Raw genomic sequence first — 22,571 nt, 5'->3', positions numbered from 1 at the left:
GCTCCCTGTGTCAGGCAACCGCCCAAACCAGCACCTGCATGCCCAGCCAGGCGAACACGCCTGCCAGGATATCGTCCAGCATGATGCCCACACCGCCGTGTACGTGGCGATCGATCCAGCGAATGGGCCAGGGCTTGAGGATGTCGAAGAAACGGAACATCAGGAAGCCCGCCAGCAACCATTGCCACCCGTCCGGCACCAGCCAGAGGGTGATCCACATGCCGACGATCTCGTCCCAGACGATGCCTTCGTGATCGTGCACACGCAAGTCGGTGGCCACTTTGCCGCACAGCCAGATGCCGAACAGCATGCTCACACCCAGCAGCAACCAGTAACCCCAGTCTGGCAGCATCTGCCACAGCGGGATGAACGGTATTGCTACCAGCGAGCCCCAGGTACCCGGGGCCTTGGGCAAAGTGCCCGAACCAAAACCAAAGGCGATGAAGTGCCACGGGTTGCGCCAGACCGAAGGCGGAACGAACTCCGCAGGCACCTGATTGGGGTGGTCGGTCACGGTGTCTCCCTAAAATGTTGGTAGCCCCGCTGCACGGGGGTGATGTCCTGGCCGTCGCGGTCGAGCAAGGTAACGCCCTGCCCTTCCAGTACGCGGCCAATCACATGCACTTCGATAAAGCCCAGGCTGGCCAGCGGCGCCAGGGCCTCGGGCGGCAGTGTGAAGGCCAGCACGTAGTCGTCACCCCCGGTGAGCGCCGCCTGCAACGCAGCGTCATGCCCGAGAAATGCCTGCAAAGCAGGAGACACTGGCACCTGGGCCAGGTTCACCTGCAGCGCCACGCCCGAGGCCTTGGCGATGTGCCCACAATCGGCGAGCAGCCCGTCGGAGATGTCCAGCGCCGCCGTGGCAGAGCCACGCAGCCATTGCCCCAGGGTGAGCTGTGGCATGGGGGCCCAGTAGTGATTGAGCAGCGGCTCGGCCTGCTCGGCAGGCGCCTGGCGCTGGCCCAGTACCAGCGGCAGTGCGCCAGCCGCGTTGCCCAGCGGGCCGCCGACACACAGCACATCCCCAGGGCGCGCACCACTGCGGCGCAGTGCTTGCCCGGCGGGCACACGGCCAAAAACGGTGATAGTGATGCTCAACGGGCCACGGGTGGTGTCGCCGCCCACCAGGCTCATGCGGCAGCGGTGGGCCATACGGCTGAGGCCATTGGCGTAAGCCGCCAGCCAGGCCGGGCCGACCTCGGGCAGTGTCAGCGCCAGGGTGAAGCCGATGGCGGTGGCGCCCATGGCGGCCAGGTCACTGGCTGCCACGGCCAGCGAGCGCTGGCCAAGCAGGCCAGGGTCGCAGGCGTCGGGAAAATGCACCCCGGCCACCAGCGTGTCGGTGGACACGGCCAGTTGCTCGCCGGGTGGCAGGCTGAGCAGGGCGCAGTCGTCGCCGATCCCCAGCACCACGCCCTCACCCCCTTGCGCGCAAGCCGCAGAGGCAAAGTAGTGGTTGATCAGCTCGAACTCACCCATGGCAGCCAGCGCCGGGGTCAGCGCTTGTTAGCCTTGACTTCAACTTCACGCAGCACAGGTGCCAGCTTGTCCAGCACGCCGTTGACGAACTTGTGGCCGTCGGTGGCCCCGAACACTTTCGCCAGTTCCACACCTTCGTTGATCACCACGCGGTACGGTACGTCGACGCGCTTGATCAGCTCCCAGGTGGACAGGCGCAACACGGCCAGCTCAACCGGGTCCAGTTCATCCAGTGCAATGGCCATGCACGGCACCAGCGCGTTGTCGATCTCGTCCTTGCTTGCCGGGACCCCATGCAGGATCTCGCGGAAATAGGCGCCGTCGACATCGGTGAAATCGTTATCGACCCGGAACTGCGCCTCGATCTCGTTCAGCGAATGCTTTGCCATGTGCCACTGGTACAGCGCCTGGGTCGCAAGCTTGCGCGCTTCACGACGCTTGGCGCTCTTCGACGGCTTGCCGGCATCCGCAGGTTTTGGATCGCGCGGGTTGAAACGATCGCTTTCGTCGCTAATCACTTGGCCTCCAACTGCGCCAGCAGGCTGACCATTTCCAGAGCGGACAGGGCGGCTTCGGCACCTTTGTTGCCGGCCTTGGTGCCGGAGCGCTCGATGGCCTGCTCGATGGAATCGACGGTCAGTACGCCGAATGCCACCGGTACGCCGAACTCCATGGACACCTGGGCCAGGCCCTTGGTGCATTCGCCCGCTACATATTCAAAGTGCGGGGTACCACCACGGATCACTGCACCCAGGGCGATGATCGCGTCATAGGCACCTTGCTGGGCGACCTTCTGTGCCACCAGCGGGATCTCGAAAGCACCCGGAGCACGGATGATGGTGATGTCGCTTTCGCTGACACCGTGGCGTACCAGGGCGTCAACGGCACCGCTCACCAGGCTTTCGACGACGAAGCTGTTGAAGCGGCCAACCACCAAAGCATAGCGACCTTTGGGGGCGATGAAGGTACCTTCGATGGTCTTCAGGTTCATTCCGATATTCTCATCTTCAAACGCGAGGCCGCTTGCTGGCGGCCTCGACAGGGGTATGGACTCGAGCTGCAGGGCATCAATGCCGCCTCAAGTCACTCGGAGGGCACGTATTCTACAACTTCCAGGTCGAATCCGGATATCGCGTTGAACTTCATCGGCGAACTCATCAGGCGCATCTTGCGCACGCCCAGGTCCCGCAGGATCTGCGAGCCGGCGCCGACGGTGCTGTAGGTGGTGGGCGCCTTGACCGGGGCATCGCCCGCGCTTTCGCGGATATGCGCCAGCAGCACATCGCCGTCCAGCGGGTGGCCCAGCAGCAACACCACGCCGCTGCCGGCCTCGGCCACGGCGGCCATGGCAGCGCGCAGGCTCCAGCGGCCCGGTTGCTTAACCAGCAGCAGGTCGCGCAACGGGTCCATGTTGTGCACGCGCACCAGGGTCGGCTCTTCGGCGCAGATACTGCCCAGGGTCAGGGCCATGTGCACGTCGCCTTCCACCGCGTCGCGGTAGGTGACCAGGTTGAATTCACCCAGCTCGCTTTCCACGGGCTGTTCGGACACCCGCTGCACGGTGCGCTCGTGGATCATGCGGTAGTGGATCAGGTCGGCGATGGTACCGATTTTCAGGCCGTGCTCGGCAGCGAACACTTCCAGTTCGGCGCGACGCGACATGGTGCCGTCGTCGTTCATCACTTCGCAGATCACGCCGCTGGGCTCGAAACCGGCCATGCGCGCCAGGTCGCAAGCCGCTTCGGTGTGGCCGGCGCGGGCCAGGGTGCCGCCCGGCTGGGCCATCAGCGGGAAGATGTGCCCGGGGCTGACGATGTCTTCGGCCTTGGCGTCCTTGGCAGCTGCCGCTTGCACGGTACGTGCACGGTCGGCCGCGGAGATACCGGTGGTAACACCCTCGGCCGCTTCGATGGACACCGTGAACTTGGTGCCGAAGCCCGAGCCGTTGCGCGGGGCCATCAGGGGCAGCTTCAGGGTTTCGCAGCGCTCGCGGGTCATCGGCATGCAGATCAGGCCGCGGGCGTGCTTGGCCATGAAGTTGATGTGCTCGGGCAGGCAGCATTCGGCTGCCATGATGATGTCGCCTTCGTTCTCGCGGTCTTCGTCGTCCATGAGGATGACCATTTTGCCCTGGCGGATGTCTTCGACCAGTTCTTCGATGCTGTTGAGCGCCACTGGCACCCCCTTCTCAATCAGGATTTCAAGAAGCCGTTGGCGGCCAGGAAGCTTTCGGTTATGCCACTGCCCTTGCTCGGTTCGGCAGCCTTGTCGCCCAGCAGCAGACGCTCCAGGTAACGGGCCAGCAGGTCGACCTCAAGGTTTACCCGACGCCCTGCGCGGTAGTCGGCCATGATGGTTTCGGACAGGGTGTGCGGGACGATGGTCAGCTCGAATTCGGCGCCATCGACCTCGTTGACCGTGAGGCTGGTGCCATCGACGGTGATCGAACCCTTGTGGGCGATGTACTTGGCCAACTCCCTGGGTGCGCGCACACGGAACTGGATGGCGCGGGCGTTATCGCTGCGCGAGATGATTTCGCCCACCCCGTCGACGTGGCCACTGACCAGGTGCCCACCCAGGCGGGTGGTAGGGGTGAGGGCCTTTTCAAGATTGACCTTGCTGCCACTCTTCAGGTCGATGAAGGCCGTGCGCTTGAGGGTTTCGACGCTGACGTCGGCCCAGAAGCCGTTGCCGGGCAGCTCGACCGCCGTCAGGCACACACCATTGACGGCAATGCTGTCCCCCAGCTTGACGTCTGCCAGGTCGAGCTTGCCGGTTTCGACGTATACACGCACGTCGCCCCCCTTGGGGGTGAGGCTGCGTATGGTGCCGATGGATTCGATGATGCCGGTGAACATGGGTCTTCCTCAAAAACGCTTTGCGCGGGGCAAGCCGGGCATTATACGCCGGGCGGCGGCAGCGGGACGGCTGTGACGCGCCAGTCATCGCCTACTGCACGCATGTCGGTGATTTTCAGCCGCGGCGCCTCGCTCATCCTGCTCAGTGGCCACTCCAGCAGCGGCCTGGCGAGGGAGCCGAGGAAGGTGCCAGCGACGAACAGCTGGTACTCATCGACCAGGCCGTGCCGGGCAAACGCCCCCACCAGCCCAGCGCCGGCTTCCAGCAGGATTTCGTTGACGCCCCGGGCCGCCAGGGCGTGCAGCAGCGCCGGCAGGTCGACCTGGGCATTGTCGCCGGGCAGGCTGAGCAGTTCATGGCCTGCTGCGGCATAGCGCGGGTCATCCGCGACAGCGGTCACCACCAGGGCCGGGCCGGCCTGGAAAAAAGGCGCGTCCAGCGGCAAGCGCAGGCGGCCATCGACCAGCACGCGCAAGGGGGGGCGGCTGAGGGCAAGTTGAGTGGTGTCGGCATCCAGGCCCAGTTCATCACCGCGCACGGTCATGCGCGCATTGTCGGCCAGCACGCTGGCCGCGCTGGTCAGCACCGCGCTGGAGCGGGCGCGCAGGCGCTGCACGGCCGAGCGGGCAGCCGGGCCGGTGATCCACTGGCTCTCGCCGCTGGCCATGGCGGTGCGCCCGTCCAGGCTCATGGCCAGCTTGGCGCGAACGAACGGCATGCCGTGCTCCATGCGCTTGAGAAAGCCCGGGTTGAGCGCCCGCGCTTCGGCTTCAAGCACACCGCTGGCCACTTCAATGCCGGCGTCGGCCAGGCGCTGCAAGCCACGCCCTGCCACTTGCGGGTTCGGGTCCTGCATGGCTGCGACCACCCGCGCCACGCCGGCCTTGACCAGGGCTTCGGCGCACGGCGGGGTACGCCCATGGTGGCTGCAGGGTTCGAGGGTCACGTAGGCACAGGCGCCCCGGGCCTGCTCCCCGGCCTGGCGCAGCGCGTGCACCTCGGCATGGGGCTCGCCGGCGCGAACGTGCCAGCCCTCGCCCACCACCTGGCCATCGCGCACGATGACGCAACCCACGCGGGGGTTGGGGTGGGTGCTGTACAGGCCCTTGCGCGCCAGTTCGAGCGCGCGGGCCATGTAGTGGGCATCAAGGGCGGCAGAGGGGCTTTGCATGTTCACTCTTTGGCTGGCTCGCGGGCCAGGCGGTCGATTTCTTCACGGAACTCGTCCAGGTCCTGGAAGCGGCGGTAAACCGAGGCAAAACGGATGTAGGCCACTTCATCGAGCTTGCGCAGCTCGCCCATGACCAGTTCGCCCACCACCAGGGATTTCACTTCACGCTCACCGGTGGCGCGCAGCCGGCTCTTGATGTGCGCCAGCGCAGCTTCCAGGCGCTCGACGCTCACCGGGCGTTTTTCCAGGGCCCGCTGCATGCCGGCGCGTAGCTTGTCTTCGTCGAAGGGCTGACGTGTACCGTCCTGCTTGATCAGCCGGGGCAGCACCAGTTCGGCGGTTTCGAAGGTGGTGAAGCGCTCGCCGCAGGCCACGCACTCGCGGCGGCGGCGCACCTGCTCGCCCTCGGCAACGAGGCGAGAATCGATGACCTTGGTGTCGTTGGCACCGCAAAAGGGACAGTGCATGGTGGCAGGCAACAAAAAAAGGGAGGGCCATGGTAGCGCATTGCACTGGCAAGACAAGCCAAAGGGGTTAACATCCAAGGGAAATCTGCCCGCTAAGGACTCCTCCATGCACCACCGAGCACTCGTTGTGCTGTGCTGCGCCGCCCTGCTCGCCGCGTGTGGCAGCGACAGGCCGAAGACCGACACCCCGCCTGCGCCTGCGCCGGTTGCCAAAGCCAAGCCTGCCAAAGTGCTGGGCCCGCTGCCCGCCTACCAGCGCGAGTTGAGCGGTACCTTGCTGGAGGTGCCGGCCGGGGCCGAGGTTGAACTCGCCCTGCTGGTGATCGACGAGCGCAACCGCCCGCAACGGCTGCTGGCCAGCAGCAACCTGACCGGTACTGGCCAGGCGCTGCCCTACCACTTGCGTTTCAACCCCGAAGCCTTCCCGGCCGGCGCACGTGTAGAGCTGCGCGGCCGCGCCAGCCGCTCCGGCCAGTTGATCCTGCACCTGCCGCCGGTGGCCATCGCCCAGGCGCAAACCCAGGCCACCGGCCCGCTGCGCTTCGAAAAGGCGCCTTGAGTGGCGCCGCTGGCCCTGACGCAGGCGCTTGGCGCGCTGATCGGTGAAGCCCGCCTGGTCGTCAGCGACCTGCCCGGCTGCGACCTGCGGCTGTGGCTGATCGACGAGCAGAACATGGACCGGGCCTTCAGCAGTGATGAAACCCGGCGCATCCTGGAAGAGCCGCCGTACTGGAGCTTCTGCTGGGCCAGCGGCCTGGCCATGGCGCACTTTCTGGCAGAGCACCCGCAATGGGTAGCGGGCAAGCGAGTGCTGGATTTTGGCGCAGGCTCCGGCATCGCCGGTATCGCGGCCGCGCGGGCGGGGGCGCTGGAGGTTGTGGCCTGCGACCTCGACCCGCTGGCCTTGCAGGCATGCCAGGCGAATGCGGCGCTCAATGGCGTGACGCTGGGTTACAGCAGCGATTTTTTTGCCGAAGACGACCGCTTCGACCTCATTCTCGTAGCCGACGTGCTGTACGACCGCGCCAACCTGCCGCTGCTGGATGCCTTTCTCGGCCGCGGCCGCCAGGCGCTGGTGGCAGACTCCAGGGTGCGCGACTTCAGCCACCCGCTGTACCGGCAACTGGGGGTACTGGACGCCCTGACCCTGCCAGACCTGGCCGAACCGCACGAATTCCGCCGGGTCAGCCTGTACCACGCCAGCCGCGACCCCTTATAGTGGTGCCATACACCCGTTTGTGAGAGTCGCGATGACCCAAGACACGCCCTACATTTTCGACGTCACCGATGCCAACTTCCAGCAGCTGGTGATCGAGAACTCCTTCCATAAGCCCGTGCTGGTGGATTTCTGGGCCGAGTGGTGCGCGCCCTGCAAGGCCCTGATGCCGCTGCTGGCAAAAATCGCCGAGGGCTACCAAGGCGAGCTGTTGCTGGCCAAGGTCAACTGCGACGTTGAACAGCAGGTCGTGGCCCAGTTCGGTATTCGCAGCCTGCCCACGGTGGTGCTGTTCAAGGACGGCCAGCCGGTTGACGGTTTTGCCGGTGCCCAGCCTGAATCGGCAATCCGCGCCCTGCTTGAGCCCCATGTGCAACTGCCCGCCCCGGCCGCTGCGTCGCCGCTGGAACAAGCCAAGGCGCTGTTTGCCGAAAGCCGCTTCGCTGAAGCCGAGGCGCTGTTGCAGGCACTGCTGGCTGAGGACAACAGCAACGCTGAAGCGCTGATCTTCTACGCCCGTTGCCTGGCCGAGCGCGGTGAGCTGGGTGAAGCCCAGGTGGTGCTGGATGCGGTCAAAAGTGACGAACACAAAGCTGCACTGGCCGGTGCCAAGGCGCAACTGACCTTCCTGCGCCAGGCCGAGAGCCTGCCGGAAGTGGCTGACCTGAAAAGCCGGCTGGCGCAGAACGCCGAAGACGATGAGGCGGCCTACCAGCTGAGTATCCAGCAGCTGGCGCGCCAGCAGTACGAGGCGGCACTGGAAGGCCTGTTGAAGCTGTTCCAGCGTAACCGCGCTTATGAAAACGGTCTGCCACAAAAAGCCCTGCTGCAGGTGTTCGAGTTGCTAGGCAGTGATCACCCGCTGGTGGGGGTTTACCGGCGCAAGCTGTCGGCGGCGATGTTCTAGCCTTTCCGGGGCCGCCAGCCGGCCCCTGTGTCCAAGGCCTCTCAGCCTACCCAGTGATACACCGGCGCATCCTCGCCACTTGCCACCTTCACCTCGCTGGAGTGGCGCAAGCGCACCAACAGGCGCTTGCCTGCGGCAGTGCTCCCGGCCAGGCCCTCCAGGCGGTCGAGCAATTCCGGCCCGCTCATTTGCCCCGCCACGCGCAACACGTCGCGGGCTGCAGCCCACTGGCCGTCGTCCTGGCGGGGCGCCGCTGCGGCTGGGGGCTGGACAGGCTGCGGGGCAACCGGCAGCTCAGCCTGCCGGCCGAGCTGGGCCCACTCTTCAGGGGCCAGTTCGATTGTCAGGTCCACAGGCCATTGGCCAATCTGTCCACGTATTCTCACGGTGCATTCCTTGAAGCGGGTTGATGCGATGCATGCTACCGCAACATGAAACCTGCGCCACGCAGGCTGGTAGTCGCGGGAGAATTCGTTATAACATAACCGCAACATCCATAACCTGTTCTGGAGCATTCCATGCGTCGTCTGCTGCTCGCCCTGCCCTTCGCCTTGCTGCCACTGGCCGTGGCCTACGCCCATGATGACGATGACCATGATCACGACCATGCCCATGGCACACTCGGCGCCCATGAACACGGGGTGGCCAAGCTCAACGCCGTACTCGATGGCAACAGCCTGGAGCTGGAACTGGACAGCCCGGCGATGAACCTGGTGGGCTTCGAGCACGCCGCCAGCACCGATGCCGACAAGGCCAAGGTAGCGGCGGTGCGCAAACAGCTCGAACAACCCCTCACGCTGTTCGGCCTTGCTGCCGCCGCCGGCTGCAAGGAAGACCAGCAAGCGCTGGAAAGCCCCTTGTTCGGCGATGCCGCCAAGGCTGACAACGACGGTGACGCCCATGAAGATAGCCACCAGCACAGTGATATCGGGGCCCATTACCAGCTCACCTGCAGCAACCCGGGCAAGCTCGCACAAGTAGACCTGGCACCGCTGTTCAAGGCGTTCCCGGCCACCCAGAAAATCAACGTGCAACTGATAGGCCCCAACGGCCAGAAAGGGCTGGAAACCACACCGGCCAAGGCCGTGGTTACGTTCTGAATGGGCCAGCCGCTGATACAACTGCAAGACCTGGTGTTCGCCTGGCCTGGCCAGGCGCCGCTGCTGGATGTGCCGGCATTCCAATTGGATGCCGGTGAGGCCGTGTTTCTCAAAGGCCCCAGCGGCAGTGGCAAAACCACGTTGCTGGGGTTGCTTGGCGGCGTGACCGTGCCCGAGCGTGGCCACATTCGGTTGCTGGGTCAGGACGTGGCCGGCCTGGGGCAAGGCGCCCGGGATCGCTTCCGGGTGGACCACACCGGCTATATCTTCCAGCAGTTCAACCTGCTGCCGTTTCTGTCGGTACGGGAAAACGTCGAACTGCCGTGCCGCTTCTCGGCCAGCCGCAAGACGCGGGCCGAGCAGCGCCACGGCAGCGTCGCCCAAGCGGCGCAAACCTTGCTGGCCCACCTGGGCCTGGATGACAGTGCATTGCAGGCAAGGCGCGCCGACAGCCTGTCGATTGGCCAGCAGCAGCGGGTTGCCGCTGCGCGCGCGCTGATCGGCCAGCCCGAACTGGTGATCGCCGACGAGCCGACATCGGCCCTGGATGCCGATACCCGCGAGGCGTTCATCAGCCTGCTGTTCGCCGAGTGCCGCGCGGCGGGCGCCAGCCTGCTGTTCGTGAGCCACGACCAGAGCCTGGCGCCCCTGTTCGACCGCCACCTTTCCCTGGCCGAACTCAACCGCGCCGCCAAGCCCCGGGAGGTCTGATGTACCTGTTTCGCCTTGCCCTGGCCAGCCTGGCCAACCGGCGCTTTACCGCCTTTCTCACCGCGTTTGCCATTGCCCTGTCGGTCTGCCTGCTGTTGGCCGTGGAACGCGTGCGCACCGAAGCCCGCGCCAGCTTTGCCAGTACCATCAGCGGCACCGACCTGATCGTCGGCGCTCGTTCCGGCTCGGTCAACCTGCTGCTGTATTCCGTGTTTCGCATCGGCAACGCCACCAACAACATTCGGTGGGACAGCTATGAACACTACGCCAAGGACCCGCGGGTGAAATGGGCCATCCCCATTTCGCTGGGCGACTCGCACCGCGGTTATCGGGTGATGGGGACCACCGGCGACTACTTCGAGCACTATCAGTACGGCCGGCGTCAGCACCTGGAGCTGAGCCAGGGCCGCGCCTTTGCCACCGACCCGTTCGAGGTGGTGCTTGGGGCAGAAGTGGCCGAAGCCCTGCACTACACATTGGGCGACAAGCTGGTGCTGGCCCATGGGGTGGCAGCCATCAGCCTGGTGAAACACGACGACAAGCCGTTTACCGTGGTCGGTGTGCTCAAACGCACTGGCACCCCGGTAGATCGCACCCTGCATATCAGCCTGGGCGGCATGGAAGCCATCCACATTGACTGGCACAACGGGGTGCCAGCCCGGGGGGCGGGGCGCATCAGTGCTGAGCAGGCGCGCACCATGGACCTGCAGCCAACCGCCATTACCGCCTTCATGCTGGGGCTCAACAGCAAGATCGCCACTTTCAGCCTGCAACGTGAAATCAACGAGTACCGCAGCGAGCCGCTGCTGGCGATCTTGCCTGGGGTGGCCCTGCAGGAACTGTGGAGCCTGATGGGCACCGCTGAGCAGGCCCTGTTTGTGGTGTCGCTGTTCGTGGTGCTGACCGGTTTGATCGGCATGCTTACGGCGATTCTGACCAGCCTCAATGAGCGGCGGCGGGAGATGGCGATCTTGCGTTCGGTGGGCGCCAGGCCGTGGCATATTGCAGGGCTGCTGGTGCTGGAAGCGCTGGCGCTGGCGGGTGTCGGCATCGTCGCCGGGCTGGGCTTGCTGTATGCGGGCATAGCCCTGGCCCAAGGGTATGTGCAGGCCAACTACGGCTTGTTCCTGCCGTTGGCGCTGCCGAGCGCCCACGAGTGGACGTTGCTGGCTATCATCCTTGGCGCGGCGTTGCTGATGGGTAGCGTACCGGCCTGGCGAGCGTATCGGCAGTCGTTAGCCGATGGTTTGTCGATCCACCTTTGAGTACGTGTTCAATGATCAGACAGCTACTTGACAGCAGTCCGGGCTTGCCCGCGAAAAGGCCGGCACTGCGCTGGTTACTGGCCTTGCTGATGCTCGCCGCGCTGCCAGCATGGGCCGCCGAGCCCAAGGAGCTCGACTGGCCTGCCCTGATCCCCGAGGGCGCCCCGGTCATCCCGCCGCAGCTCACCCCGCTGCACGACATGTCGCAGCTCAGCAATGCGCTTTCTGCCGAGTCTGCCCCCGCTGCGCGCCAACAAGCGCCGGATGCCCCTGTGGTGCAGAGCCTGGACGGGCAGCAGGTCAAATTGCCGGGGTACATCGTGCCGCTGGAAGTGAGCGAGGAAGGCCGCACCACCGAGTTTCTGCTGGTTCCGTATTACGGCGCGTGCATCCACGTGCCGCCACCGCCTTCGAACCAGATCGTGCATATCTTCAGCGAGATGGGCGTGCGGGTGGAGGACCTTTACCAGCCTTACTGGATCGAGGGCCGAATGCAGGTAAAAGCCACCAGCAGTGAACTTGCCGATGCCGGTTACCAGATGGAAGCCGAAAAAATTTACGCCTATGACCTCAAGTAAACGCTGTTTGCAGGGGGTGAAGACGCTTCGTTGAGCTGGGTCAAACTTTCTGTTTAGTTGCATCCGTACCATTGGACTACATGATTATTAACGTCCTCTGGGAGCTTCCATGAACAAGTCCTTGCTCGGTGCCTCACTCGTGGCCCTGGCACTCGCCGCCCCTGCCGCCCACGCCTATCAACCGGGTGATTTCATCATCCGTGCCGGTGCCATCACCACCGCACCCAATGAAAGCAGCAGCGACCTGAAGTTTGATGGCAACAAGGTTTCGGGTACGAAGGCGACCCTGGACAGCGACACTCAGCTGGGCCTGGCATTTGCCTACATGCTCACTGACCACGTCGGCCTGGAGTTGCTGGCTGCAACCCCGTTCCAGCACACCGTGGGCGTTAAAGGCCTGGGTGGCGGCCTGGACGGCAAACTGGCAGACATCAAGCAACTGCCACCGACCCTGTCGCTGCAGTACTACCCGATGGACGCCGCGTCTAAATTCCAGCCATACGCTGGCGTGGGTATCAACTACACCCTGTTCTTCGACGAAGACCTGAGCAGCAACCGTAAACAACAGGGCTTCAGCAACCTGAAACTGCAAGACTCCATTGGCTTCGCCGGCCAGCTGGGCATGGACTACATGCTCACCGACAACCTGCTGGTCAACGCCGCCGTGTGGTACGTGGACATCGACACCAAGGCGAGCGTCAACGGCCCAAGCGCATTGGGCTACAGCAAGACCAAGGTCAATGTGGACGTGGACCCATGGGTGTACATGGTGGGCCTGGGCTACAAGTTCTGATCGAACCCGTTACCGGGGCCGCATCGCGGCCCCGTTTCATTGCAGCCCCTATTTCTACCGAGATGTAGCGGGGCTGCTCAACAGCTGTGCCAACCCTTCGGTCAGTGAAGTGGCCTGGGGGAAATCGAAGCGTGTCAGCAAGCGCTGGTTATCCGCCCGGGAATGGCGAATGTCACCCGCACGCGGCGCGGCATGGCTGATGGCCGGCAGGCTGCCTATCACCTGCTGCAACGCAGCCAGCAGCTGGTTCAGCGAAGTGGCCTGGTTCAGGCCGATGTTCACTGCGCCCTCCCCTACCTGCGCTTGCTCAAGCGCCTGCACCATCACCCGCACCAGGTCGCCGACATAGAGGAAGTCCCGGGTCTGCTCGCCATCGCCGAACACCGTGATCGGCAACCCCTGCAACGCACGTTCGCTGAAAATGCTGATAACGCCGGAATAGGGCGAGGACGGGTCTTGCCGCGGGCCGAAAATATTGAAGAAACGGAACACCACCGGCTCCAGGCCGTGCTGGCGACGGTAGAAGTCCAGGTACTGCTCGCTGGCCAGCTTGTCGACCGCATAGGGTGTCAGCGGTGCCTTCGGGGTATCCTCGGCAATTGCCTGGCCCTCGCCGTTGTTGCCGTACACCGCAGCACTGGAAGCGAACAGCACACGGCGCACACCGTGCACGCGCATGGCCTCGCACACATTGAGGGTGCCGATGAAGTTGCTTTGGTGCGTGCGCACCGGGTCGTCCACCGAGGCCTGGACCGAGGCCACAGCAGCCAGGTGCACAACCGCCTGGCAACCTTCAACCGCCCGCTGAACAAGTGCGGCATCAGCAATATCACCCTCGATCAGTTCGAGCCGGGGGTGCTGCAGTTGCAAGTTGTTGCGCTTGCCCGTGGACAGGTCATCGACAATGCGAACCGCATAGCCTTTATCCAGCAATGCATCGCACAGGTGCGAGCCGATGAAGCCGGCACCGCCGGTGATCAGGATTGGGGAATCAGACATGACGGTAGAACCGGTCCAGTAGGGCCGGCAAGCCGGCACGCCAGGCCCGCGGCTTGATGCCGAAGGTGTGAAGGATTTTCTTGCAGGCCAGCACTGCGTTCTGCGGCTCTTCGCTGGCATCCGGGCGTGCGGCATGGGCTTGGGCGGTCGGCGCCTGCACGGCCAGCTGGCGGTGTTTGCCCGCCTCGGCAAGAATGGCCTGGCCCAGCGCCAGCGGCGTGGTCGCCTCGTTGCCGGCGTAGTGATAGGTGCCCCACAGGGGTGAGCTGCAGTCCAGCTGCTTGAGCACAGACAGTATGACCCTGGCCGCGTCGTCTACTGGCGTTGGGTTGCCGCGCCGGTCATCAGCCAACAGCAGCTCGTGCGGCTGCTCCGCACGGGTCAGGAAACGCCCCAGGGAGCCCTCGAGGGTTTCATCGAGCAGCCAGCCGAAGCGCAGCAATACGTGCTGGGGGCACGCCGCCCGCACGCTTTGCTCGATGCGCCAGAGTGCCTGGCCACGCAGGCCCAGTGGCAGCGGTTCGTCCTTTTCGCTATAGGCGGTAGCCCTTGAGCCATCGAAAACCCGGTAGCTCGAAGGCTGCACCAGGGTGATCTGGTGGTGCTGGCACAATTCGGCCAGCCGCTCCACGGCACGCTCCTGTTGAGCCAGGCGCGGTTCGCTGACCGATTCGGCCTGGAACCAGTCGAAGTAATAGGCCAGGTTGATCACCGCGTCGGGGCGATGATCGTCAAGCAGCTGAGTGAGGCTGGCCGGCGCCCAGCCATCTTCGGGGGGGCGTGGGGCCAGGAAAGCGATGTCCTCCTCGGCCCCAAGACGAATCAGCGCTTGCCCAAGGGCATTGCCACCACCCAACAGCATCAGGCGCATACGCATAGAGTCAGCAGATCCGGAGAGGTTAGTAAAGGAAAGCGGCCATTTTGCGGTTTCCGGGCGGGGAAGTCCAACCACAGGCTCGGTCACACATTAGGCCGCTGCACGTGACCGTACCGAACGCTCAGTACAGATGGCCGCTTACTCGATTTCAAACAGACTGTTACGCAGAGGCCCCACACTCAGCCGCTCCCGTACATCGTCATCTATACGGGGGTCGTCCGGGCGGTACAGTTTGACCTGGCGATAGGCGTTGATGCGATTGATCTCCTGCCCCAGGTACTCCCACACCACCCGCGTACACGCAGGGTTGCGGCGGTCTCCACTGGACACGCCCGACTTCAGCCCATTGAGGCGCGTGATGCGGCTCTTGAAACTGGGAATCAGGATGGTCTGGCTCATCTCGTTGTAGGTCAGCGACTCGTAGTCGATGAGAAACACCCGGTCCTGCAACTGGAACGCGGCGCCCAGGTAGCGGCAGCGCACTTCGGCGTGCTGGTCGGTGGCGGTGGAGCGCTCCTGGCGTTCCTGGCGTTCGAACAGAAAGCGCCCGCGCTCCTCCCACAGGTGCACCAACGACACCAGGATGGTGCCCGGCACCGACATGCAGTTGGAATACTCGAAGTAGTAACCGCAATAGCGCGACAGGTTGCCAGCGTGTTCATGCAGCGGCCGGAACAACTCGCTGATCGGGTCGTCAGGTTGCTCGGCGAGGGTTGAGACGCGCGCACCGATCAGGCGTGAGAACTGCTCGGCAGGCAGGTTGAGCTCGTAATCCTCGACCCCGAAGAAGTCACCGATGCGCTTGAGGTTGTAGGCCGTCGGACGGCTCTGCCCGCTCAGGTATTTGTTGAACTGGGCCCGGTTGATCGACAGCTGCCGGCAAACCTCGGAAATAGAGCGGTAGTGGCTGCAAGCCAGCTTCAGATTGGTAGCGAAATGATCGCTCATGTGCAAAACCCGGATGACGCGAATGGCGCAAGTGTAGCATCAAGTCGCATCAAGTGTGAGCAACCCGCGAAATTGTAACCACTCTTGTCATGGCCAACCATGCGCCCCAACGAATAGCGGTGCGCCTGCCGTCCGCTGGTCTTTCCACACGAAGAATAAGAATCGAGGTCATTTTCCAATGCTCGAAGTAATCAACGATTTCCTCTCGGGGAAACTTCTCATCGTGCTGATCGTGGGGCTGGGTAGCTACTTCACCATCCGTTCCCGATTCGTCCAGTTCCGCCACTTTGCACACATGTTCGGTGTGTTCAAGGAATCGCTGCGTGGCCAGGCAGGCCAACTGAGCTCCTTCCAGGCCCTGATGCTGAGCCTCGCCGGCCGCGTTGGCGCCGGTAACATTGCAGGTGTTGGTATCGCTGTAACCCTGGGCGGCCCTGGTGCCGTGTTCTGGATGTGGGTAACCGCGCTGGTGGGCATGTCCAGCAGCTTCTTCGAATGTACGCTGGCCCAGGTGTACAAGCGCGCCGACGGCGATGGCCTGTACCGCGGTGGCCCGGCCTACTACATCCAGCATGGCCTGAAATTCAAGGGCATGGCGATCGTGTTCTCGATCCTGCTGCTGGTCACCTACGGCTTCGCCTTCATCGGGCTGCAGTCGTACACCGTGACCCACTCGCTGCAGAACGCCTTCAACTTCGATCCGCGCCACACCGGTATCGTGCTGGCGGTGCTGCTGGCCATCACCTTCATCGGTGGTATCAAGCGCATCGCGGCGGTGTCCGACCTGCTGGTGCCGATCAAGACCCTGGCCTACATCGGCGTGACCCTGTACGTGATCGGCACCCAGATCGAACACGTGCCCGCCATGCTCGAAACCATCTTCAAGAGCGCCTTCGGCCTCGATCCTGCCTTTGGCGGCCTGCTGGGCAGTGCCATCGTCATGGGCGTGAAGCGCGGCGTGTTCGCCAACGAGGCGGGCCTGGGCAGTGCGCCTAACGTGGCCGCTGTGGCTGCCGTCAAGCACCCAGGTGCGCAAGGCGTGGTGCAGGCGTTCAGCGTGTTCCTCGATACCTTCGTGATCTGCACCTGCACCGCCCTGCTGATTCTGCTGTCGGGTTTCTACACCCCGGGCTTCGAAGGTGACGGTATCGTGCTGACCCAGAACTCGCTGGCCGCCGTGGTCGGTGACTGGGGCCGCATCTTCGTCAGCGTGGCGCTGTCGCTGTTCGTGTTCACCTGCATCCTCTACAACTACTACCTGGGCGAAAACAGCCTGCAGTTCCTGAGCCGCAACCGCGCAGTGCTGATGGTGTTCCGGGTACTGGTACTGGCCCTGGTGGTATGGGGTTCGATGCAGGACCTGTCGACCGTGTTTGCCTTCGCCGACATCACCATGACCTGCCTGGCCTTCGTCAACCTGATGGCCCTGGCCCTGCTGTTCAAGGTCGGCCTGCGCGTAATGCGCGACTACGATACCCAGCGCAAGGCGGGTATCAAGCAGCCAGTGTTCGACTCGGCCAAGTTCGCCGACCTGGACCTGGACCGCAACGCATGGCCTGCCAACCCGCAGGTGGACACAGCTTCTGACAAAGCAGTCGGCCAGGCCGAACTGCAGCGCTGATACCCTGCCGTGCCAAGCCGCCCCGTTCGCGGGCGGCTTTTCTTTCTCCGCTCACCGCTACGGATGCTCTCCATGCGTGCAGTCAAGAACCTCCTCGTGCTCTACACCGGTGGCACCATCGGCATGCTTGAAACCCCCGAGGGCCTGGCCCCCGCTGGCGGTTTCGATGCCCGCATGCGTGACCACTTCGCCCTGATGGCCGACGCGCCCAAGGTCCAGTGGACCTTGCAGGAACTTAACCCGCTGCTCGACAGCGCCAACATGCAGCAACGCAACTGGCTGGCCATGCGCGATGCCATCGTGCAGGCGGTGGAAGTGGCCGGCCACGATGGTGTGCTGGTGCTGCATGGCACCGATACCCTGGCCTACAGTGCTGCGGCGCTGTCGTTCCTGCTGCTGGGCCTGCCGGTGCCGGTGCTGCTGACCGGCTCGATGCTGCCAGCAGGGGCCCCCGACAGCGATGCCTGGGGTAACCTGTGCGGTGCGTTGCAACAGTTCGAACAGGGCCTTGAAGCCGGCGTACAGCTCTACTTCCATGGCCGCCTGCTGCACGGTTGCCACGCCTCGAAGCTGCGCAGCGAGGCCTTCGATGCGTTCGCGGCGCTGCCCCGTCATCGCCACAGCGAGCGCGCAGCAGAACTGCCCGCTGCATTGACCTACCGCCACCCTCGCCAGCCGGTCAACCTGGCGGTGGTACCGGTGTTCCCAGGCCTGCAGGCCGCGCACGTGCAGGGGTTGCTGGCCAGCGGCGTGCAAGGCGTTCTGCTGGAATGCTACGGCAGCGGCACCGGGCCGTCAGATGACCAGGCACTACTGGACACTCTGCGTGAAGCGCGCCAGCGCGGCGTGCTGCTGGCAGCCATCAGCCAGTGCCCGGAAGGCGATGTGGTGTTCGACACCTACGCCGCAGGCAATCGCCTGCGTGGTGCGGGGTTGGTGAGTGGCGGCGGCATGACCCGCGAAGCTGCGCTGGCCAAGATGTTCGCCCTACTGGGCGCTGGCCTGAACGTCGACGAGGCCGAGCAGTGGTTTGCCCTGGAGCTGTGCGGGGAGCGGTAGAAGTGGCGGAAGGCAGCGGGAGTCGAACCTGCCCGGGAACGGATGCCGTCCCCAACCGGGTTTGAAGCCCGGCCGCGCCACCGGGCGCGATTGCCTTCCTTTGAGTCAGTGCCTGGCCTGCTGCTGGGCCAGGGCGCTGTCAGCGCGAATGTGGCGCTGGTCGGCCACCCTGCGGGTCAGGCCAATACGGTCGAAATACTCCAGAATCTGCACACTGCGCTTGCGACCGATGCCCAACATATCGCGAAACGCCGCAACCTGCACTACCGGCGTGGCATCGATGTGGCTCTGCAACAGCTCTGCCATGCGCTCCAGCGTGGCTTGCGGGTAGAACAGGTCACGCACTACCTGGTGCACCAACCCTAACCGGGCCAACTTGCGCAGCAGCAGGCGGACGTCAGCTTCGGCGCAGTTTTCTTCACTCGCCAGTGTCCTGACCCAGGGCGGGTCGTACAGCCCTGCCAGCAGCCGGGGCTGCAAGCGTGCCCACAATGCCGTGTCTGCGTCGCTCAGCTGAACCTTGTGATCCGGCAGGTGCAGCCAGGCCCCGCTGCTGGCCAGGTCGCCCTGCGCCAACAGCTCATCCACCAGGCTGACGAAGGCCGGGCGCTCAAGGGGCATGGCTGCAAAGCGCCTTAGCCGGTCGCGGTCGGGGCCAAGCTGGTCGGGCTCCTGTGCGTGAAACAGCGCCAGCTGATTGAGCAGTTCTTGCCGCAGTGCCTGCCATTGAGCGTTGGCAAACAACAACTCCCCCTGCCGTGTGGCGATCACCTGGACATCCTCGGGTAATGCCCAGGTATTGCGCAGGCGATTGAATTGCCGCTCCAGGCGCTGGGGGTCGATGCCACCGACGGCACTGGCCAGCAGCCCTGGCAGCGCCTGCTCAAGCCCTGGCGCATCACGCAGCACCTGCAACTGTTGCAGGCGCTGTTCACTGCGGCGCTGCCGGCTGGGGGCGAACGGGTCGAGCACCCTGCCCCCGCCCAGGGTGTGCTGGGCACGCTGGTCACGTAGCACCAGGCGGTCGCCGTGCACGGCCTGCAGGGGTGCGTTCAGCAACAACTGGGCGAACATGCGCTGGCCAGGGGCAAGGCTTGGCCCTTCCAGCAGGGCAACCCTGGCAGTTACATCCTGAGTGCCCAGGTGCACGTGCACAGCATTGAAATGTTCGAATACCCGCCCCTCGCCCGGTAGCAAGTGCAGCTCGATGTCTACCCTTACGCTGGGCGCATGCAGCCACTGGGGCACCAGCCAGTCGCCCCGGCGCACGTGCTCCACCGCCAGGCGCTCGGCAGCGATATTCAGCGCCACCCGCTGCCCCGCTTCTGCCACCAGCGCTGGCTGGTTCTGCGCGTGTAACCCGCGCACGCGTACCGGTTTGGCGGCCTTGCCCAGCAACAGCGTATCGCCAGCCCTTACCTGCCCGGCCAACGCGGTACCGGTTACCACTACACCGGCACCGGTGACGGCGAAGGCGCGGTCTACCGCCAGGCGAAAACCGCCGGCCACGCTGCGGCGCTGCACATCACGCCCCGCCATCACCAAGGCCTGACGCAGCGCCTCCACCCCTGCCCCGGTGATACTCGACACTGCAAACTGCTGCGCGCCGGCATAGGGCCCTGGCGCCAGCAGCTCGCTGACCTGCCGCTGCACCTGCGCTAGGCGTTCAGGTTCGACACGGTCACTTTTGCTGATCGCCACCAGGGCCTGGGGGATGCCCAGCAGCTGGATGATCGCCAGGTGCTCGCGGGTCTGCGGCATGACCCCGTCGTCCGCCGCCACCACCAACAGCACCAGGTCGATGCCGTGGGAACCGGCCAGCATGTTGTGGATGAAACGCTCGTGACCCGGCACGTCGATAAAGCCCGTCAGCGGCGCGCCCTCCGCCAGCGCCGCATAGCGGTAGCCGAGGTCGATGGTCATGCCCCGTGCCCGTTCTTCCTGGCGATGGTCGCCGGCCTGGCCGGTGAGCGCCTGCAGCAAGGCAGTCTTGCCATGGTCGATGTGGCCGGCTGTGCCAACGATCACTGCACCGGCCCCACGTGCAGGCCGGGCAACTGCGCCAGCCACTGGGGCTCGTCGTCCAGTTGGCGCAGGTCGAGCCACAAGGCGTCATCGTCAATGCGGCCAATGACCGGCACTGGCAGCTCGCGCAGTGCACGCTCCAGCGCATGCAGGCTGCGCCCGCGCAACCGCTTGGGCACCAGCGGGCGCACGCACAACGCGGCGCTGGGCAGGCGTGCCACAGGCTGGCTGCCACTGCCGATCATGCCCAAGGCAGGTTGCACGCTCACGGCCCACTGTTCACCCAGGCGGGCCTTCAGCTCGGGTTCCAGGCGTTCGGCCTGCGCCTGGATATCCGTTTGGCTACGGGTAAGCAACTGCAGGCTGGGCAGGCGTTCGGCCAACCGGTCGGGGTTGCGGTACAGCGCCAGTACTGCTTCGAGCGCGGCAAGGGTGATCTTGTCGACGCGCAGGGCACGCTTGAGCGGGTTTTTCTTGATACGGGCGATCAGCTCCTTGCGGCCGACGATAATGCCGGCTTGTGGCCCACCCAGCAGTTTGTCACCGCTGAAGGTAACGATATCAGCGCCGTCAGCCAGGGCCTGGCGAACGGTGGGCTCGGCCGGCAGGCCCCAGCGCGTGAGGTCCAGCAGGCTACCGCTGCCCAGGTCTTCGAGCAGTGGCAACTGGTGCTGACGGGCGATGCGCGCCAGCTCGGCGGTGGGCACCTGGTGGGTGAAGCCTTGGATGCTGTAGTTGCTGCAATGCACGCGCATGAGCAAACCGGTACGCGGGCCGATAGCGGCCTCGTAGTCGCGGGCGTGGGTACGGTTGGTTGTACCGATTTCGTGCAGCTTGACCCCGGCACGGGCCATGATGTCGGGGATGCGGAAGGCGCCACCAATCTCGATAAGTTCACCCCGGGAGATAATGCCTTCCTTGCGCGCGCCCAGGCTGTTCAAGGCCAGCATGACAGCCGCCGCGTTGTTGTTGACCACGGTGACGGCTTCGGCACCGGTCAGCTCGCGCACCAGCCCCTCGATCAGGTCATCACGGTCGCCGCGCTTGCCGGTGGCCAGGTCGAACTCCAGGTTCAGCGGGTAGCGCGCCGCGGTGTGCATGGCCTCGATGGCCTCTTCAGGCAGCAACGCCCGGCCGAGGTTGGTATGCAGCACGGTGCCAGTGAGGTTGAACACCCGGCGAACCTGGCTGCGTTGCTGGCTGGCCAGCCGCTCGCCGGCACGGCCCAGCAGCACTTCGCCAGCCAGCTCGGGGGCGCTGAGTTCGCCAGCGCGGGCCGGTTCGCGCAGGTCGTCGAGCAGTTGACGCAACGTGGCCAGGACGGCGTCGCGGCCGTGGCGGTCGATCAGCGGGTGGCAGGCGGGGTGACGCAGCAGTGTATCGATGGAAGGCAGGCGTGGGGTGTCGCTGGCTAAGCTGAGGGACATGCGGTACTACCCTGGGCTGGTCCGTTTGCGGTACTGGCCTTTGTCGCCAGCGAGCCGGCCCCACAGGCGTTTTCTGTAACCCCTATGGGAGCCGGCTTGCCGACGATGCAGGCGACTCGGTCTTACAGTGTAGACACTCTACCCCTGACCTGGGGCAAGCATCAGGTTCGGCGCCAGGCGATGGAAGCCTTCCTGGTCCAGGCACATGTCCAGCGCCAGCGTTGCCAGGTCGTCAGCCAGTGGCTCAGCCGCCGCGTCGTTTTCCAGGTAATGCTGCTTGAGGTAACTGTTGCAGCCTGGGCAGCACTCCGCGCGCAACGGCGCCTTGCCCGGGGCGTGGCGGTCGTCGTCGAGGGTGGTGTAGCGCAGGCCCTTGCTCGACTCGCAGTACACGCATTTGACGCGCACCACGTGCCATTCACAGGCACACAGCGAGCAGGCCAGGTAGCGCAGGCCATTATGCTTGCCGCGGTTGCGCACCACCCCAGCCATGGCCGGCGAGCCACAGGCCGGGCACTGGGCCAGGCTGGCGGCAGGCTTGAGCTCGGTGCCGGGCAACGCCAGCAGCCAGCTGGACCATGCCGCTTGCAAGGCAGCCCCCATGAACGGCACCAAGGCCGCCGGCACCGCATCGTACTGCCCCGAGAGCAAAGCGATGCCCCAGCCCTTGCGCTGGTTGTCATCACTGCTGCGCAGCAGCTGCACCGCTGCACCCAGCGGGCTATCGGCAGGCTCGTCGAAGTGGCCCAACAGCGCCTGCAACCATGCCAGCCAGGCCCCTTCGCGGACCAGGCTGTCAGCCGCCAAGGGCGGCAGGCCGTGGCTTATACACAAGCGCTGACGGTCCTCGGCAACAGGCAATGCAGAGGGTGGGTTGTCCACAAGCTGCTGCTGAATGCGGCACAGCCGTGCCACCAACAGCAGGTAGCGGCGCAGCGGGTTGCCTTCAGCCAGGCGCTCCAGGCGGGCGGCGCGCAAGGCGAACAGGTTGGCCGGCGGCAAGTGCAGAAACGGCGGCATGACCGCCGACGCTTCGATCTGCCCGGGTTCGAGTATGCTGCTCAAGCGT

General features: G+C 64.8%; 25 protein-coding genes and 1 tRNA gene. 10 read left to right on the top strand and 16 right to left on the bottom strand.

Annotated elements, in window-relative coordinates:
• Positions 1-10: 10 nt before the first annotated feature.
• The 8 genes from PPA02S_RS17475 to nrdR all read right to left on the bottom strand — a co-directional run bounded on the left by PPA02S_RS17475 (position 11) and on the right by nrdR (position 5,976).
• Positions 11-514, bottom strand: coding sequence for a phosphatidylglycerophosphatase A family protein (locus PPA02S_RS17475; protein WP_028633045.1), 504 nt, complete (start codon positions 512-514; stop codon positions 11-13).
• Positions 511-1,479: a thiamine-phosphate kinase gene (gene thiL / locus PPA02S_RS17470; protein ID WP_028633046.1), complete on the bottom strand. Its 969-nt coding sequence runs from the start codon at positions 1,477-1,479 to the stop codon at positions 511-513. Before thiL ends, PPA02S_RS17475 begins: the two co-directional genes overlap by 4 nt.
• Before the next feature lie 17 nt (positions 1,480-1,496).
• Entirely contained in the window at positions 1,497-1,997 is a 501-nt protein-coding gene (gene nusB / locus PPA02S_RS17465; protein WP_028633047.1) for a transcription antitermination factor NusB, read from the bottom strand.
• The gene (gene ribH, locus PPA02S_RS17460) at positions 1,994-2,470 is read right to left on the bottom strand and encodes a 6,7-dimethyl-8-ribityllumazine synthase (protein ID WP_028633048.1); all 477 of its coding nucleotides are present in this window, start codon (positions 2,468-2,470) and stop codon (positions 1,994-1,996) included. Before ribH ends, nusB begins: the two co-directional genes overlap by 4 nt.
• A gap of 92 nt (positions 2,471-2,562) precedes the next feature.
• Complete coding sequence (gene ribBA / locus PPA02S_RS17455) at positions 2,563-3,654, bottom strand: bifunctional 3,4-dihydroxy-2-butanone-4-phosphate synthase/GTP cyclohydrolase II (RefSeq protein ID WP_028633049.1); 1,092 nt, start codon at positions 3,652-3,654, stop codon at positions 2,563-2,565.
• Positions 3,655-3,671: 17 nt separating this feature from the next.
• Positions 3,672-4,337: a riboflavin synthase gene (locus PPA02S_RS17450; protein WP_028633050.1), complete on the bottom strand. Its 666-nt coding sequence runs from the start codon at positions 4,335-4,337 to the stop codon at positions 3,672-3,674.
• Between the two features lie 41 nt (positions 4,338-4,378).
• Entirely contained in the window at positions 4,379-5,509 is a 1,131-nt protein-coding gene (ribD, locus tag PPA02S_RS17445; RefSeq protein ID WP_028633051.1) for a bifunctional diaminohydroxyphosphoribosylaminopyrimidine deaminase/5-amino-6-(5-phosphoribosylamino)uracil reductase RibD, read from the bottom strand.
• 2 nt (positions 5,510-5,511) lie between these two features.
• Positions 5,512-5,976: a transcriptional regulator NrdR gene (gene nrdR / locus PPA02S_RS17440; RefSeq protein WP_027915127.1), complete on the bottom strand. Its 465-nt coding sequence runs from the start codon at positions 5,974-5,976 to the stop codon at positions 5,512-5,514.
• 106 nt (positions 5,977-6,082) lie between these two features.
• On the opposite strand from nrdR, the gene PPA02S_RS17435 reads away from it, so the two are divergent.
• From PPA02S_RS17435 to trxA, 3 genes are read left to right on the top strand one after another with little or no spacing between them, the layout of a single operon-like run.
• Positions 6,083-6,535 carry a YbaY family lipoprotein gene (locus tag PPA02S_RS17435; RefSeq protein WP_028633052.1) on the top strand — a complete coding sequence of 151 codons (453 nt, stop codon included), beginning with the start codon at positions 6,083-6,085 and terminating at the stop codon, positions 6,533-6,535.
• Positions 6,536-7,195 (top strand): class I SAM-dependent methyltransferase, encoded by a 660-nt coding sequence (locus PPA02S_RS17430; RefSeq protein ID WP_028633053.1) that lies wholly within the window; start codon positions 6,536-6,538, stop codon positions 7,193-7,195.
• Positions 7,196-7,226: 31 nt separating this feature from the next.
• Entirely contained in the window at positions 7,227-8,099 is an 873-nt protein-coding gene (trxA, locus tag PPA02S_RS17425; protein WP_028633054.1) for a thioredoxin, read from the top strand.
• A 41-nt stretch (positions 8,100-8,140) separates the two neighbouring features.
• Here the strand turns inward: trxA and PPA02S_RS17420 are convergent, their stop codons facing one another.
• Positions 8,141-8,485: a hypothetical protein gene (locus PPA02S_RS17420; protein WP_028633055.1), complete on the bottom strand. Its 345-nt coding sequence runs from the start codon at positions 8,483-8,485 to the stop codon at positions 8,141-8,143.
• 132 nt (positions 8,486-8,617) lie between these two features.
• Between PPA02S_RS17420 and PPA02S_RS17415 the strand changes: the two genes are divergently transcribed.
• From PPA02S_RS17415 to PPA02S_RS17395, 5 genes are all read left to right on the top strand, one after another.
• Entirely contained in the window at positions 8,618-9,199 is a 582-nt protein-coding gene (locus PPA02S_RS17415; protein ID WP_028633056.1) for a DUF2796 domain-containing protein, read from the top strand.
• Complete coding sequence (locus PPA02S_RS17410; RefSeq protein ID WP_028633057.1) at positions 9,200-9,910, top strand: ABC transporter ATP-binding protein; 711 nt, start codon at positions 9,200-9,202, stop codon at positions 9,908-9,910.
• On the top strand, positions 9,910-11,175 hold the full coding sequence (locus tag PPA02S_RS17405) for an ABC transporter permease (protein WP_028633058.1): 1,266 nt from the start codon (positions 9,910-9,912) through the stop codon (positions 11,173-11,175). The genes PPA02S_RS17410 and PPA02S_RS17405 overlap by 1 nt, the downstream gene beginning before the upstream one ends.
• A gap of 65 nt (positions 11,176-11,240) precedes the next feature.
• Complete coding sequence (locus tag PPA02S_RS17400) at positions 11,241-11,753, top strand: DUF3299 domain-containing protein (RefSeq protein WP_154660058.1); 513 nt, start codon at positions 11,241-11,243, stop codon at positions 11,751-11,753.
• A gap of 109 nt (positions 11,754-11,862) precedes the next feature.
• Positions 11,863-12,546, top strand: a complete 684-nt coding sequence (locus tag PPA02S_RS17395) for an OmpW/AlkL family protein (protein WP_028633060.1) — start codon at positions 11,863-11,865, stop codon at positions 12,544-12,546.
• Positions 12,547-12,600: 54 nt separating this feature from the next.
• Here the strand turns inward: PPA02S_RS17395 and PPA02S_RS17390 are convergent, their stop codons facing one another.
• From PPA02S_RS17390 to PPA02S_RS17380, 3 genes are all read right to left on the bottom strand, one after another.
• On the bottom strand, positions 12,601-13,545 hold the full coding sequence (locus tag PPA02S_RS17390) for an NAD-dependent epimerase/dehydratase family protein (RefSeq protein WP_028633061.1): 945 nt from the start codon (positions 13,543-13,545) through the stop codon (positions 12,601-12,603).
• The gene (locus tag PPA02S_RS17385) at positions 13,538-14,422 is read right to left on the bottom strand and encodes a sugar nucleotide-binding protein (protein ID WP_080667833.1); all 885 of its coding nucleotides are present in this window, start codon (positions 14,420-14,422) and stop codon (positions 13,538-13,540) included. Before PPA02S_RS17385 ends, PPA02S_RS17390 begins: the two co-directional genes overlap by 8 nt.
• A gap of 138 nt (positions 14,423-14,560) precedes the next feature.
• Complete coding sequence (locus tag PPA02S_RS17380; protein WP_028633063.1) at positions 14,561-15,370, bottom strand: helix-turn-helix domain-containing protein; 810 nt, start codon at positions 15,368-15,370, stop codon at positions 14,561-14,563.
• Positions 15,371-15,548: 178 nt separating this feature from the next.
• Here PPA02S_RS17380 and PPA02S_RS17375 point away from each other — a divergent pair, with 178 nt between their 5' ends.
• Positions 15,549-16,991 (top strand): alanine/glycine:cation symporter family protein, encoded by a 1,443-nt coding sequence (locus PPA02S_RS17375; RefSeq protein WP_028633064.1) that lies wholly within the window; start codon positions 15,549-15,551, stop codon positions 16,989-16,991.
• 72 nt (positions 16,992-17,063) lie between these two features.
• Complete coding sequence (locus PPA02S_RS17370) at positions 17,064-18,050, top strand: asparaginase (protein WP_028633065.1); 987 nt, start codon at positions 17,064-17,066, stop codon at positions 18,048-18,050.
• Between the two features lie 3 nt (positions 18,051-18,053).
• Here the strand turns inward: PPA02S_RS17370 and PPA02S_RS17365 are convergent.
• The 4 genes from PPA02S_RS17365 to fdhE all read right to left on the bottom strand — a co-directional run bounded on the left by PPA02S_RS17365 (position 18,054) and on the right by fdhE (position 22,567).
• Positions 18,054-18,149 (bottom strand) — tRNA-Sec (locus PPA02S_RS17365).
• A gap of 6 nt (positions 18,150-18,155) precedes the next feature.
• Positions 18,156-20,078 carry a selenocysteine-specific translation elongation factor gene (gene selB, locus PPA02S_RS17360; RefSeq protein WP_028633066.1) on the bottom strand — a complete coding sequence of 641 codons (1,923 nt, stop codon included), beginning with the start codon at positions 20,076-20,078 and terminating at the stop codon, positions 18,156-18,158.
• Entirely contained in the window at positions 20,075-21,502 is a 1,428-nt protein-coding gene (selA, locus tag PPA02S_RS17355) for an L-seryl-tRNA(Sec) selenium transferase (protein WP_028633067.1), read from the bottom strand. Before selA ends, selB begins: the two co-directional genes overlap by 4 nt.
• Positions 21,503-21,640: 138 nt before the next feature.
• Positions 21,641-22,567 carry a formate dehydrogenase accessory protein FdhE gene (gene fdhE / locus PPA02S_RS17350; RefSeq protein WP_028633068.1) on the bottom strand — a complete coding sequence of 309 codons (927 nt, stop codon included), beginning with the start codon at positions 22,565-22,567 and terminating at the stop codon, positions 21,641-21,643.
• Positions 22,568-22,571: the final 4 nt, after the last annotated feature.

The organism is Pseudomonas parafulva NBRC 16636 = DSM 17004 (assembly GCF_000730645.1).
GTDB classification, from domain to species: Bacteria; Pseudomonadota; Gammaproteobacteria; order Pseudomonadales; family Pseudomonadaceae; genus Aquipseudomonas; species Aquipseudomonas parafulva.
The sequence above is the reverse complement of the archived record's forward strand: the minus strand, read 5'-3'. Positions and strand labels throughout refer to the sequence as shown.